This window comes from Clostridium sp., from assembly GCF_050717515.1.
Taxonomy (GTDB): Bacteria; Bacillota; Clostridia; order Clostridiales; family Clostridiaceae; genus Clostridium_AD.
Genome location: NZ_JBOITL010000032.1, coordinates 425,054 through 437,478, shown reverse-complemented (window position 1 = coordinate 437,478; position 12,425 = coordinate 425,054). Strand labels below are relative to the sequence as shown.

The 12,425-nt window shown below is 32.5% G+C and carries 17 protein-coding genes and 1 pseudogene; 8 read left to right on the top strand and 10 right to left on the bottom strand.

The window, feature by feature from the left end; all coding sequences use genetic code 11:
• Window positions 1-1,008: 1,008 nt before the first annotated feature.
• From ACREV6_RS18025 to ACREV6_RS18010, 4 genes are all read right to left on the bottom strand, one after another.
• A complete protein-coding gene (locus ACREV6_RS18025; protein WP_431579421.1) occupies window positions 1,009-1,548 on the bottom strand; it encodes a GNAT family N-acetyltransferase in 540 nt (179 codons plus the stop codon).
• 377 nt (window positions 1,549-1,925) lie between these two features.
• A complete protein-coding gene (locus ACREV6_RS18020) occupies window positions 1,926-2,417 on the bottom strand; it encodes a GNAT family N-acetyltransferase (RefSeq protein WP_431579420.1) in 492 nt (163 codons plus the stop codon).
• A 356-nt stretch (window positions 2,418-2,773) separates the two neighbouring features.
• Window positions 2,774-3,202 (bottom strand): DUF8743 domain-containing protein, encoded by a 429-nt coding sequence (locus tag ACREV6_RS25730; protein WP_503417273.1) that lies wholly within the window; start codon window positions 3,200-3,202, stop codon window positions 2,774-2,776.
• Complete coding sequence (locus tag ACREV6_RS18010) at window positions 3,199-3,921, bottom strand: nuclease domain-containing protein (RefSeq protein ID WP_431579418.1); 723 nt, start codon at window positions 3,919-3,921, stop codon at window positions 3,199-3,201. Before ACREV6_RS18010 ends, ACREV6_RS25730 begins: the two co-directional genes overlap by 4 nt.
• A 261-nt stretch (window positions 3,922-4,182) precedes the next feature.
• On the opposite strand from ACREV6_RS18010, the gene ACREV6_RS18005 reads away from it, so the two are divergent.
• On the top strand, window positions 4,183-4,785 hold the full coding sequence (locus tag ACREV6_RS18005) for a glycoside hydrolase family 73 protein (RefSeq protein WP_431579417.1): 603 nt from the start codon (window positions 4,183-4,185) through the stop codon (window positions 4,783-4,785).
• A gap of 10 nt (window positions 4,786-4,795) precedes the next feature.
• Here the strand turns inward: ACREV6_RS18005 and ACREV6_RS18000 are convergent, their stop codons facing one another.
• The 3 genes from ACREV6_RS18000 to ACREV6_RS17990 all read right to left on the bottom strand — a co-directional run bounded on the left by ACREV6_RS18000 (window position 4,796) and on the right by ACREV6_RS17990 (window position 6,281).
• Window positions 4,796-5,335: a protease inhibitor I42 family protein gene (locus ACREV6_RS18000; RefSeq protein ID WP_431579416.1), complete on the bottom strand. Its 540-nt coding sequence runs from the start codon at window positions 5,333-5,335 to the stop codon at window positions 4,796-4,798.
• Between the two features lie 214 nt (window positions 5,336-5,549).
• Entirely contained in the window at window positions 5,550-5,849 is a 300-nt protein-coding gene (locus tag ACREV6_RS17995) for a hypothetical protein (RefSeq protein WP_431579415.1), read from the bottom strand.
• A 42-nt stretch (window positions 5,850-5,891) separates the two neighbouring features.
• Complete coding sequence (locus tag ACREV6_RS17990) at window positions 5,892-6,281, bottom strand: PDDEXK-like endonuclease domain-containing protein (RefSeq protein WP_431579435.1); 390 nt, start codon at window positions 6,279-6,281, stop codon at window positions 5,892-5,894.
• A 207-nt stretch (window positions 6,282-6,488) separates the two neighbouring features.
• Here ACREV6_RS17990 and ACREV6_RS17985 point away from each other — a divergent pair.
• From ACREV6_RS17985 to ACREV6_RS17960, 6 genes and pseudogenes are all read left to right on the top strand, one after another.
• Window positions 6,489-6,834 (top strand): annotated as a pseudogene (locus tag ACREV6_RS17985) (DUF3427 domain-containing protein); the annotation flags it as partial.
• 605 nt (window positions 6,835-7,439) lie between these two features.
• Window positions 7,440-7,589, top strand: a complete 150-nt coding sequence (locus tag ACREV6_RS17980; protein ID WP_431579414.1) for a hypothetical protein — start codon at window positions 7,440-7,442, stop codon at window positions 7,587-7,589.
• 478 nt (window positions 7,590-8,067) lie between these two features.
• On the top strand, window positions 8,068-8,217 hold the full coding sequence (locus ACREV6_RS17975; RefSeq protein WP_431579413.1) for a lmo0937 family membrane protein: 150 nt from the start codon (window positions 8,068-8,070) through the stop codon (window positions 8,215-8,217).
• A gap of 70 nt (window positions 8,218-8,287) precedes the next feature.
• Window positions 8,288-9,073, top strand: a complete 786-nt coding sequence (locus ACREV6_RS17970) for a PRC-barrel domain-containing protein (protein WP_431579412.1) — start codon at window positions 8,288-8,290, stop codon at window positions 9,071-9,073.
• 371 nt (window positions 9,074-9,444) lie between these two features.
• Window positions 9,445-9,843: a hypothetical protein gene (locus ACREV6_RS17965; RefSeq protein ID WP_431579411.1), complete on the top strand. Its 399-nt coding sequence runs from the start codon at window positions 9,445-9,447 to the stop codon at window positions 9,841-9,843.
• Between the two features lie 202 nt (window positions 9,844-10,045).
• Window positions 10,046-10,249, top strand: a complete 204-nt coding sequence (locus tag ACREV6_RS17960; protein WP_431579410.1) for a hypothetical protein — start codon at window positions 10,046-10,048, stop codon at window positions 10,247-10,249.
• Here ACREV6_RS17960 and ACREV6_RS17955 read toward each other — a convergent pair.
• Window positions 10,241-10,378, bottom strand: coding sequence for a hypothetical protein (locus ACREV6_RS17955; protein WP_431579409.1), 138 nt, complete (start codon window positions 10,376-10,378; stop codon window positions 10,241-10,243). The genes ACREV6_RS17960 and ACREV6_RS17955 overlap by 9 nt on opposite strands.
• A 12-nt stretch (window positions 10,379-10,390) precedes the next feature.
• Window positions 10,391-10,633, bottom strand: a complete 243-nt coding sequence (locus ACREV6_RS17950) for an AAA domain-containing protein (protein WP_431579434.1) — start codon at window positions 10,631-10,633, stop codon at window positions 10,391-10,393.
• A gap of 21 nt (window positions 10,634-10,654) precedes the next feature.
• Here ACREV6_RS17950 and ACREV6_RS17945 point away from each other — a divergent pair, with 21 nt between their 5' ends.
• On the top strand, window positions 10,655-10,837 hold the full coding sequence (locus ACREV6_RS17945) for a transposase (RefSeq protein ID WP_431579408.1): 183 nt from the start codon (window positions 10,655-10,657) through the stop codon (window positions 10,835-10,837).
• A gap of 234 nt (window positions 10,838-11,071) precedes the next feature.
• Here ACREV6_RS17945 and ACREV6_RS17940 read toward each other — a convergent pair whose 3' ends face one another.
• Window positions 11,072-12,343 carry a RidA family protein gene (locus tag ACREV6_RS17940; RefSeq protein ID WP_431579407.1) on the bottom strand — a complete coding sequence of 424 codons (1,272 nt, stop codon included), beginning with the start codon at window positions 12,341-12,343 and terminating at the stop codon, window positions 11,072-11,074.
• Window positions 12,344-12,425 lie beyond the last annotated feature (82 nt).

Below are 12,425 nucleotides of genomic sequence, written 5' to 3'. Positions count from 1 at the left end.
GTTCTCTGTGTACGCTTCGTATTGCTGTTACCAGCTTCAACGCAACACTCGATATGAGTGGTTGGTTAGACCTTCCTCAATAGGGACTTTCACCCTACAAGTAGATGCCAAGCTTTCTTGGCGCACTGTAAATAATCTTTTGTTGTCGGGTAGGTAAGGAGCCTTACGGCTCCTTTCCCCCCTAAGAACCGGACTTGTATGTTTCCACACATCACGGCTCAAGCCATCTTTTTACCTCAAACAAGTTGGTATATACCAACTTGTTCGGCACGAAAAATCCGTTGGTGTAATTTCCTCACATATTTTCATATTAGCAGAGGAGTATCCGACTGATAGCAATATCAGTTTTCATAACTGAACCTCTCTTTCACGAAGAAATTGCTTTCCGTTTTCTTTCGTGTTAATGACCATGTGGAAGTCTGCCCTCTTTCGAGTGAGTTATAAAACTCTATCTAGCGGGTTATGTTTTCCCCTGGACTTTCGTCCTACTGGCATTCGCTTTCTCCACTATCCCTTACCCTCTGGTATTGTAGTTCTCTTTCAATTACCCTACCTCTGTCGAGGAACTCAAAGGGCTTGCCAAGTTCCACTAATAGTAGATTCAAATGGTTAAGCATCATTCTATACTCCGATGGATATATGGGTTACTGCACGATTGGAAAACGATTCAATCTTTCCTATCCATATTAAGCTTGTTACTCCGTAGTACGCTTATCGTAAATGACGAAGATTACAAAGGTTCAACTTTCGTTTATACTTTCCATTTTTCCCCTAACCAAGTCTTGCTTCTACGTAAAACAATGACCTTAGGTACTTAACTCTCATGCAACCTACAATCCAATTACTCGGAGTGCAGTTTCAAGCGGGGATATGCTTAGTAACTAACGCAATTTCTTAAGAAACACTACTAATTAGCGACTTCTTGTCGCACCGTCATATTTTACCATTGTGACACAGTTTAAGGATATTCCGTCTTAAATAATAGACATAACCACTAATTTATAAGTGTTATAATTTGTACTCCAATTGAACATCAAAAGGCTCATGGTTAGCAATGTCATCATTAATTTCTTTTGCATCCACACATCCAACATCTTCATAAAATTGTTGGGTTTCCTCTGCTGAATGCCCTGATATGTAAAGTTTTTTTGCACCCCATTCTTTAGCTTTCTTAACACATAAGGCAAACATTTTTTTTCCAAGCCCTAATCGCCTATACTCAATCGAAATGTGTAACTGCATTAATTGTACGTATTGCTTTTGACTCCCAAAAAAGTTATGTAGTAATGATGAAAATGCTATAAGTTGGTTGCCATTATAAAACACGCCAAAAACAATTCCTCCACTATTTATACAATCGTTAAAATCTTCATAAACAATTTCTCGTTTTAATTCATTATCCCAATTTTCAATAAATGGGTTTTCTATCAATAACTTTTTACCATCAATTATCCTCCAAACATTTGAAATTTTCTGATAACGATTGAAATGTTCTAATAAATCTGGAACTAAATCAACATCTTTCAATTCCCTAATCACTATATTCATTGATTATTTTCTCCTTTTACATCAAATAATTTTCTTTATCATACAGTTGTATCGGAAATATCTATTTTAGTTGTAGCAGCGCATTAAATTACTAGGACGTCATATACCCATTATCCTATAACTTTCATTTTTTGAACTTCTCATTATAGACATTATAAGAATATTGGGAATTTGCAATTGTACTAACGTCTGCAATTTATGATACCTTTGATCTGTAGGGCGACTGCCCTTAGCCAAAAGTGGTTGGAAATTGCCTTATTAGTCCACATATCAAGTATTGTCACTCATTTCACCTATTTTCTTAGCATAAATAATTGTGCAGTATAACTGACTATATAGATAATACCAGTTTGTTTCCTACAAAAAATTATAGATTTTTACAAGATTTTTGCCATAAGTAATTCATTAAAGTAGCAATCTCCCACTTTTAATGCATGAACCTTTGTTCCTTCAATATCAAATCCCATTTTTTTATACAAGGAAATCGCATTATTATCAGACCTTACATAAAGTTCAATACGGTGAATATCATTATTTTTGCACCATTCAATAGCTTGGTCAAGTAACTGTGTTCCAAAGCCTTGACCTCTATACTTTTCTAATAATCCTATTATAAGAAATCCAGTGTGCTTAATTTGATTTGCCCAACCTCTTTCGATACTCAGGTGCCCAACAATACTAGTGCCCTCTTCAATGATAAGTTCAAGTGAATTACTCGATTTTATGAAGTCTATATAGCCCTCTCGTTCTTCAACACTATTAGGTCTTTCACCAGCCTCGAGCATCATTTTTTCACTTTCCTTATCGAGCTGTAATAACATATTTAAATATTCTGCTGCATCTAATTTTTCAATGTTTCTTATTATCATTTTATTTCCCCCTTGTTACTTTAATATATAATCATTTTTTTCCTGTTTTTAATCCTCACTAAGTCAACTACGGTATTCCCGACATTCATAGATTAACTGTTATTTTTTTTGTGTTTACATTATAGACATACTGTCAATATGGAATTTACATTCTTAGCAGCACTTACAAATTCCACTCCATTTTATCTACTATACAGTTATTCTACAAATATCTTGAATTACCTTCAAATATTTACAATTCTATGGCAAAGTACGGGTGTAAAATTGTTGAATAATCCTGGCTTCTGTCTTCGGAAAATAAATAAACACCCACAACAAAGTGAGTGTTTTAAACTAATATGCCACGGTATTGTCATTTATTTATTTTTCTCTCTTTTACACCCCAGATAACAACTAACCTTCTCCCTTATCTCTTCCCACACAACCACTTCATCCTCAATCCTAACCTTCTTACCATTCAATGTCTCAATCTTGACACCACCAACTAAAAAATACTCCGTTCTTCTAATAATCTTAGTTTTTTTCTCTGCACATATTTCTTTTAACACCTTATATAATTCAATTTCTAGCCTATTTTTAAAACTAAGTTCATGTATTGTTTCTGCATTTTTTAAAAGATATAATGTAGTATAAGTAATAAGTTCTACCCCATATTCAACAGTTTTTATAGGTCCTACAGAATATATTTCTTCTAGTTCAAATCTTAAATAGTCTTGTTCATCGTTTCCTCTTAAAACTGGAAGCTCAGAGCAATCCTTTCTTTTATATTTTCTTAATTGTTTTATTTTTGCATAATAGTATATACCAGCTGTATCTCCAAAAGAATTTTTCGACTGATAAAATGCTCCTTATTACTTATGTTAGCAATCATAACATTTGTATTCTTAAATCTTGGGTAGTCATCTTCTACTTCATAAGTCGGAAGCTTTGTTGTAGATTCAATATAGGATTCACTTACTATTTTACTAAGATGATTTTTTATCAAGCTAGTGCTTCCTGGTAACATAGGGAATGCACCAATATTCACTTTTTCTATACTTTTATAATACCGATGTTTTATAAATTCACTTTCATTACTATAAGGAAACATTACATATGCACCAAAGGTATCGTATTTAAATTGAAGACTATCATCCAATTCGCTTACTATAGCATCCCTATATCTATGCATTACATTTATATCTTCTTCCATTGGACCAATAACATTATTTGTATCTACTGATAATCGATATTTTGCATCAAAAATATATATTCTATCGCTTCTATCCATATTTCTAAGACATAAAACTGTGTCTAGTCTCTGATTAGTTGTTGGCAAATGAGAATAAGCCTTATTATACCAGAGCTCAAGATTCTTTCCTGTCTTATTACAGTAAGTAATCTTTGATTCTTTATTTCTTGTAAGCGATAAGGTTATTCCGTTATCCTTTGCTTCTATAATTCCGTTTTTCAAGGTGGTAAAACCTAATTCTTTTAATATCAATGTAGCTTTAAATAACACCATATTTCATATAGATTCCAATGCTGTTCGCTGGCAAGGAACTCATGAACGAGGATAAAGATGAGTTTTTTAGAATGATTTCAAAGCTTTATTTTGATGCCAAAAAGAAAAACAAGAAGAAGTACGGTAGAAATAAGAACAATGAATAGTTTTCTACTAAACAATTAAAATTCAACGTTTCAAATAATTTAAATCTAATTATTTCCATAACCCTCCCCCTTCCTCCATATATATAAGATAAAACCCCAAAGGAGGAATCACCACATGAACAAAACCCAAATAATAAAAGACCTCATCCCAGGAGCTTTACAATCCTATAACAAATACAACATCCTTCCCTCATTAACCATAGCCCACGCCATACTAGAAACAGGCTGGATGCAGCATGTTAAAGGTAATAACATCTTCGGAATCAAGTGGACAAAAGACTGTGGCTATGAAGTTCAAGAGCTTAATACTCTTGAATTTATAAATGGAGTTAAAACTCCCATGGTGTGCAAATTTAGAAAATATGTCTCGTTAGAAGATAGTTTACTAGACCATGGAAAGCTTTTAAGCCTTAGTAGGTACAAATCTGTAATGACCTCTAAAAATTACAAGCAGGCCTGCCTTAACATTTATAAATCTGGTTACTGCACTGACCATGAGTACCCTGAAAAACTAATATCTATAATTGAAGAAAATAAGCTTTATGTTTATGATGCTGCTCCTAGATCTGAAATCTCTAAAAACATTTCTGTAGAGGATATTAAATATGTACAGAAATGCTTAAACCCTATGAAAATAAGAGATGTAAATAATAATGCTTTAATTATAGATACCTACTTCTTTTATATCCTTCCTATAGGCACCATTATAATATGCTAGTCTTTTTATTTTACTTATTTGTTAATTTAACATTTACAAAAAACTTAAAATATTCTTCTTTCTCTGAAGTATGTTTATATGTAAATTCAAGAACTTCACTGCCTTCACTTTTGGCATCAAAATAAAAATATTGTCTTGCTTTAGAAACTCCTGTTGCTTTCTCGTTATTATTCTCATTTAGCTCTATCCAATTCATTTTTTCAAGCTTTAAAACATTTAAATCATCTTTCAACTCCCATTTAGCAGCCATTGTTTTATTTGCATGTAAAGATATTATGAATCCTTTATTTTTTAAAACAGGTATTTCTATTGTTTCATTTTCTTTCACTACATATTTTTTAAAATTATAATCAGTTTTATCTGATGTTATTAAATATATAACATTAACATTTGAATCAGTAGAAGTTTCGTAATCATATGTTATAATTGGATTTTCTTTTGTACTAGTTGTATAGTTAGTCTTACTAGTTGTATAGTGAGTCCTTTTGTAATAGATACTAACACTTAGAATTATTACGATTAATAAAATAACAGTTATTTTTGTTTTCATTTTACTTTAGTCTCCTATTTATGTATTTTTTTTATAATTGTACCATTATATTTAATTAAAATAAAGCACTACTTAATAATTATATATCTTTATTTATATTAAACTACATTCCAGAAATATATATCTTGTAGCTTATGGAAGACTAATATCTTAACGTTACTTTTACTTGAATTGCACTCAGCACCACACACACTTTAGATAGAATTTGATACACTTACCAGTCCACTAATAATAGCTTCTTATTGGCTACCTTGTCCTTAAGAGAGTCCTTCATAAACTCATATTCTTCAGCGTCATTTCCCTTCTGAATATAGTAGAATATCTCAGATTCCTTAACTACCGTTCCGTAAATTTTCTCTCCAGTATATAATTTAGATCCTATTTTGATATAAGCAAGCGGGTAACTTCGTGACCCACTAAGGTAACTGTGAAAGCTCCGAAAAAATATGCCTATTTTCGGAGCTTTCACTGTGACTTGGAAAAAATAGCAAATAAATTCTAGTCTAATGGACATAATATGACCAATATTGTAATAAGCACATCAAAAATACAGTGATCACCTGTTAATTCTTATCCCCTCAATTATTTCACCAACTCTATTCACAATTCTCTCAACTTCCCTCTGAGGACTTGTCCACCAATCCTTGCTCCAAATTCTAATAATATTCCAACCTCTACTTTCAAGATACCGCTGCCTATAAATATCCCGCTCTCTGGCAGACTTAGATGAATGGAAGGCTGCACCATCGCATTCAATCCCTAGAATATACTTAGAACTTAACCTGTCATATACTGCTAAGTCTATCTTATAACCAGATACCCCTATTTGAGTATCTACAATTAAGCCTTCTTTCTTAAGTGCATCACAAACTTGGTTTTCAAAATCTGAATCAAAATGATTTTCTTCATTTCTTGAAGTTCCAAAATCACATACGCTATAAAGTATCCCCTGTGCTTGTTTTTCATTACTTTCTGAAACTGCTTTTACATATTGAAGGTACTTTTTAAATAATTTAGGTCCATTTTTCTTTGATGAATCAACATTTAAATCCTCTGGTTCTATGGAAGTAACAAGATAAACCTTTTTCTTAGCTCTACTGATAGCAACATTTAATCTATTTTCTCCGCCATCTTGAGATAAGGTAGCAATACCTCAGAGGTTTTTATTGAAAATTTGAAAAACAAAGAATTTAAAGAAATGGTTGAAGATCTAATTCAGTTTGGTATAGATAGATATAAAAAGTTTTATAGTGCCCATTATATGAATACAAGCTTTGAATTATATCAAAAATATACATAATGGTGTTGAAATGAATTTATTTGTAAGAAAAGATAAGAATGATAAAACCTCTAAAGAATTTTATTATCTAGGGAAAATTAAGGCTATAGGAACCCCTAAACCTATTATTATGGGAAATACTAATAAGACTGCTGTGGAAATTAAATATCAATTATATACACCTGTAAGAGAAGATATTTATGAGTATATTATTTCATAATCTATAGTTATATCAATGTATTATCAATATTAATTTAAATTGTAATATTGTATAACTGGGTACTATTTTTTATTTGTAGTACCCAACAATAAAATTTGAACTTAAAACAAAAACACTTGTTAATAACCAGTACAAACTTCCGACCCTCAGATTCGAAAGAACTAGTTCTTATCAAGTTTAAAAGTCACCGAACCTTTATATATAGTCATTTTTCCTTTTAACTAAGTTTAAGTAATACCTGTTTAATTCTATTTATTTATATTTTATAAAGCGGTGGCAAACGATAAATTTGCCACCGCTTTTATTTAATTCTGTCTTTTTATTACTAATAGAACATTATCAAATAATCCTGAATATGAATATACAGGAATGTTTGCAGCGATTATGCTTAACTTGAGTCCAGAACTGGTCAAGTTAGAATAGCCGGTACCGAATTTATACCTCCAAGAACTGAAGAGCTAGAATGTATTTTTAAAAATGAATTACCTCAATTAATAAAAATATGTGAAAGTAAAACAGATTTAGCTTTTGAAATTTTTCTATGGGGAGCTTTAAATCAATTTTTCTATGATGGGAATAAAAGAACCTCTAGGTTAGTATCTAACATGGTTTTAATATCAGAAGGTCAAGGTATATTTAATATAAAAGCAAAAGATAGATTGCAGTTTAATACTTTAATGGTTGAGTTTTATAATACAAAAGAAGCTGACAATATCTTTGAGTTTTTATATACTAGTTGTTTGGAAATATATTAAGATATCTGAGGAGAGAACAGATATCTCTTGCCATGTAGAAATGTGTTAGGAGCTGTGAAAGGATGTTTCAATTATGAAATCAAAAACATCTAAATAATCTCTAGTTTCATTAACATCATTCAAAGTATGGATACCTGAAACTATGTTTTTATCTGCCAACTGATTGAATGCCTCTATAAAAAGTACTATTCTCTAATTTATTAGAATGAAGAAAAATCAATCCTTAAAATATAGTAACAAAGTTCGTATAAGTTTTAATGAGTGCTTGAATTTGTATAACCCAATAAACATGTAAAATATTGAATATTGGAACAACTTAAATTAATTGTCGAAAAAAGTTGAAATATGTTGGAATTAGTGATACAATATAAACATAATATTCTAAGTTTTCCGCAAATTTAAATTTGTGTAGTATTAGACGTAAAATTTAGGTATTAACGCCTTTTTTAAAAAAATACTTTATAAAGGAGTGATATTTATGGGATTCTTACGTTGGTTAGCAGGAATATTAATAATTTTCTGGTTATTGGGGCTTGTGCTTAATATTGGTGGTGGCCTGATACACACATTAATTGTGATAGCTGTTATATTATTCGTTTTTGATGTTATTGGTAGAAGAGGACGATAATAGAAAGTGTTATTTTAAATATAACACAAAGCCATTTTACGAAAAAATAAAATATGAAAGGGATGTTATTATGTTAAACAAGGCCAAAACACTAAAGAATTACAAATTAAGCTGTATAGACGGAGAAATAGGTAAGGTCAAAGAATTCTATTTTGATGACCACTTTTGGGCAATTCGCTATTTGATTGTAAACACAGGAAATTGGTTAACTGGTAGACAAGTAATAATCTCACCGTATGCTTTGGCCGGGGTTAATAAAGAAGAACAATCCATCACCATTAATCTCACCAAGAATCAGATTGAAAACAGTCCGTCTTTGTATAATGATGAACCTATATCACGACAATATGAAGAAGATTACTATAGATATTATGAATGGCCAAGATATTGGGGTGGACCAACCATGTGGGGAACAAATGGACTTTATCCTAGCATAGAGAGTAGTCAAGACCAAGAAAAATTAATGGGATCACCTCAAGTTAACGAACAGTGGGAAAACCATTTACACATAGCTAGTGATGTAATTGGATATGACATTCAAGCTACAGATGACACGATTGGACATGTTGATGATTTTATCATTGATGATAAAACATTGGCGATTCGTTACCTAATCATTGATACAAAGAATTGGTTGCCGGGTAAAAAGGTTCTTATTTCACCAAAATGGATAGAACGCGTTAGTTGGGATGAATCTAAAGTATTCATCACTCTTCTTCGTGATGACATAAAGCAGTCACCGGAATACACAGATGAAGTTCTGTTAACCCGAGATTACGAGAATGGACTGTATCAACATTATAATCAACAGGGATACTGGATCGATGAAGAGAATTTCAATGAACATTTACGCTAAAACCAGTGAGCGAGAATCTACATTTTTTTAATATAACTATATGTCGGTGTGAATGTGTATGTTGATAAGGAACTAATTAATTAAACGGCAATGGTATAAATTGTATTTACCATTGCCGTTTTTGTTTCATTGCTACAGAGACCTAAATATAGCTGAAATAGTATGGTATTAAAATGAGTAAGGTACAAAGCAAAGCCGTGAAATGCTCATTTCGCGGCTTTTGTTGTTTGCAGATTTATTATGTTGTATGGCACTTAATTCTTTTACCCTTAACTATATAATTACTTGTACTACTATGGTAAAGTTTATGGAAAGTTGAGCAATAAAAACCAAGACATGGATATATTCTTGAAAAGGGCGAACAAATTAGAATGTATAAATTAAAAGACGCTAGAGCAATGCACAATAATGATACAGGAGTAAAAAACATTTTATTTGATGGAATAATAATAGGCAACATATCTTTTGAGATTAATGATAATAGCATGCATGTAAATGATATAAACATAGACGTTAAATATACACATAAGAAGCATGCAACAAATTTATTAATACAATTAGTAAAAGAATTTAACATTGATATTATTGACGGTACTGGAACATATGATGAAGGAGAATACTTCTGGGAAAGGTTAGGAGCCAAAATGTCAGCGTATATATATACTAAAAATATTGTAGACGTCCAAGGTAACACTCCACACTGTTGTTGTTTAGGTAGGATTTTCAAATTAACAAGAGAACAGTTAATAAAATATAGTAAATTAAAATAGTAGATTTCGTCAATTAAGGATAAAAAGGAGTGTGAATTATATGCTAGGAATAATTGGTGGCGTGGTTGTTATAATTGTAATACTTAAAATACTCGGCGTTATGTAGTAAGATTAAAGGTAATTCATAAAAACTACATTTGTACATATGTTCAATTAAAATTGAGTATATCATTTAGTCTGGTGTATCAGTTAAAAATATTAAATGTGTATTTATAATGTAAAGGCGGTATTAAAAAAAATGAAAATAAAAGAAAAATTAAAAAAGTTACTTAGAATTTTAGGCCCGGGGTTTATATCAGGAGCATCAGATGATGACCCTTCTGGCATTGCAACATACTCTCAGACTGGAGCACAGTTTGGTTTCGGTCAATTAACAAGTGGGCCACTTCATGACCCACTACACTAAGGTAACTGTGACTTGTAAAAAATAGTAAATAGCTTCTAGTCTAATGGACATAAGATGACCAGTATTGCTAATAAGCCCATCAAAAATAGAAGTATCATCTATTATAGTAATACCATTACTTACTTTCACGTTTTGCTAATGTCACCTGATGGTTATTATGCTCTTTTCTTCTTCCTCATCATATTTGCCCCTAATTGTTGATGATGGTCTTAGCTGCCTATCATCTCCTGCAACTACTACTTTTTTACCTCTATATACTGTGGGCACTGCAGATTCAATGAATATTTGAGAAGCTTCATCAAATATAACTATATCGAATAAACCATTTACTAAAGGTAATACCTCTGAAACTGACTCAGGTGATAATAACCAGCAGGGATACAGCTCAAAGATCGATCAATCTAAGTGGAAGGTATATTCGGAGTTTTGAAGGAAAATTACGGATTTCGAAGATTTTTAACAAGAGGGAAACAAAGTGTGAAGGTTAAGTTTCTGCTTCTGTGTTTTGGCTATAACCTGAACAAACTTCACAAAAGTATCCAAACTCAAAGTTTAGGTGTCACCCTCTATAAAAATTCAATCGCATAGATTCGCAAGCTAACCCAGTTTTTTTTGTTATGCCGGAAACTAAAAAAGCATCAAGATTTCTGCCATAATCGGCTAAAATCTCGTTGCTTTTTCATCTGTGCTGTTAAAAAACGGAAGCTGTCTCAATTTTCATTTGAGATAGCCCCCTTTTATGATTAGGGTATGCGATTTCGCATTCACCGTCGGCATTAACAAGTAACTTTGATAGTTACTGTATTTACAAACAAATGCCTGTTATGCTTTTGGAGGTGTTCCTTCAGCGTTTGATACAACTACATCGATTTGGACTAAAGCATCTTTAAGTAAATCTGATACGCCAACTGTTCTCCGTGCAGGAACACCGCTTGGGAAGAATGTTGTGTAAACTTCGTCTACAGCATCAATATCTGCGATATTTTTAAGGAAGATATTTACTTTAACCACATCCTCCATAACGTGATCCACACTTTCTACAATTGCCTTGATATTTTTCAAACACTGTCCAGCCTGCTCTTTTACACCACCAGCTACCATTTCACCAGTTTGGGGGTCTAAAGGTAATTGAGCTGAAATATGATTGTAATGAGAAAAAGCTACAGTTTGTGTATATAGAGAACTTTTTGGTGCATTTTCCGTATTGTTTGCCTCTATGATGAGTCCATGCCTGTCTTCAACAAGTTGTGGAGGTGTACCATCTCCGTGTGACACCACTGCTTCAATTTGTACCAAAGCATCCATAGGCAGCGCTGAAGCTGCAACTATTGTCCGTGCAGGTACATAGGCTACGGCCCTGGCGATAGCCGAGTCTGGGAAAAATGTTGTATAAACTTCATTTACGGCTTCAATATCCAAGAGGTTTTTAAGGAATATATTAATTTTAACAATATCGTCAAAAGGAACATCGATACTTTCTAAAATTGCTTTGATATTCTTTAAGCACTGTCCAGCCTGCTCTTTTATACCACCAGCTACCACTCTACCAGATTTTGGATCGATAGGTAATTGAGCTGAAAGATTATTGTAATGAGAAAAAGCTACAGCTTGCGTAGATAGGGGGCTTGTTGGCGCATTTGCCGTGTTATTTGTAAGCTTTATGAGGTCGCCTGCTTGTGGTGCGTTTGGAATTGTACCTTCACCGTTTGAAAGAAGTGCTTCAATTTGCACCAAAGCATCCATAGGCAAAGCTGCAACTGCGACTATAGTCCGTGTAGGAAGATAGCTTGGGAAGAATGTTTTGTAAACTTCGTCTACAGCGTCAATATCTTTGATATTCTTAACGAATACAGTGATTCTAACAACATCGCTCATAACATGGTCGATGCTGTCTACAATTGCCTTGATATTTTCAAAGCACTGCTTCGCCTGCTCTTTTACACCACCAGCTACCAATTTACCAGATTTCGGATCGATAGGTAATTGAGCTGAAAGATTATTGTAATGAGAGTAAGCTACAGTTTGTGAATATGGACCGATACCTTTTGGAGCATTTTCCGTATTTCTTGCTAATACTGCGTTATAACCACTCATGATAGTATTCCCCTTTTGTAATATTTATTGATAGAATCATTAAAATTCATCTAAGTAAATCATAAACCTTTGACTAGCTCTA

Bases quoted from the DNA above. Each gene is read 5' to 3' on its own strand.
- ACREV6_RS18025 (WP_431579421.1), bottom strand. From the start codon at position 1,548: ATGAATATAGTGATTAGGGAATTGAAAGATGTTGATTTAGTTCCAGAT.
- ACREV6_RS18020 (WP_431579420.1), bottom strand. From the start codon at position 2,417: ATGATAATAAGAAACATTGAAAAATTAGATGCAGCAGAATATTTAAAT.
- ACREV6_RS18010 (WP_431579418.1), bottom strand. From the start codon at position 3,921: ATGGTGTTATTTAAAGCTACATTGATATTAAAAGAATTAGGTTTTACC.
- ACREV6_RS18005 (WP_431579417.1), top strand. From the start codon at position 4,183: ATGAACAAAACCCAAATAATAAAAGACCTCATCCCAGGAGCTTTACAA.
- ACREV6_RS18000 (WP_431579416.1), bottom strand. From the start codon at position 5,335: ATGAAAACAAAAATAACTGTTATTTTATTAATCGTAATAATTCTAAGT.
- ACREV6_RS17995 (WP_431579415.1), bottom strand. From the start codon at position 5,849: ATGTCCATTAGACTAGAATTTATTTGCTATTTTTTCCAAGTCACAGTG.
- ACREV6_RS17980 (WP_431579414.1), top strand. From the start codon at position 7,440: ATGGTTTTAATATCAGAAGGTCAAGGTATATTTAATATAAAAGCAAAA.
- ACREV6_RS17975 (WP_431579413.1), top strand. From the start codon at position 8,068: ATGGGATTCTTACGTTGGTTAGCAGGAATATTAATAATTTTCTGGTTA.
- ACREV6_RS17970 (WP_431579412.1), top strand. From the start codon at position 8,288: ATGTTAAACAAGGCCAAAACACTAAAGAATTACAAATTAAGCTGTATA.
- ACREV6_RS17965 (WP_431579411.1), top strand. From the start codon at position 9,445: ATGTATAAATTAAAAGACGCTAGAGCAATGCACAATAATGATACAGGA.
- ACREV6_RS17960 (WP_431579410.1), top strand. From the start codon at position 10,046: ATGTGTATTTATAATGTAAAGGCGGTATTAAAAAAAATGAAAATAAAA.
- ACREV6_RS17940 (WP_431579407.1), bottom strand. From the start codon at position 12,343: ATGAGTGGTTATAACGCAGTATTAGCAAGAAATACGGAAAATGCTCCA.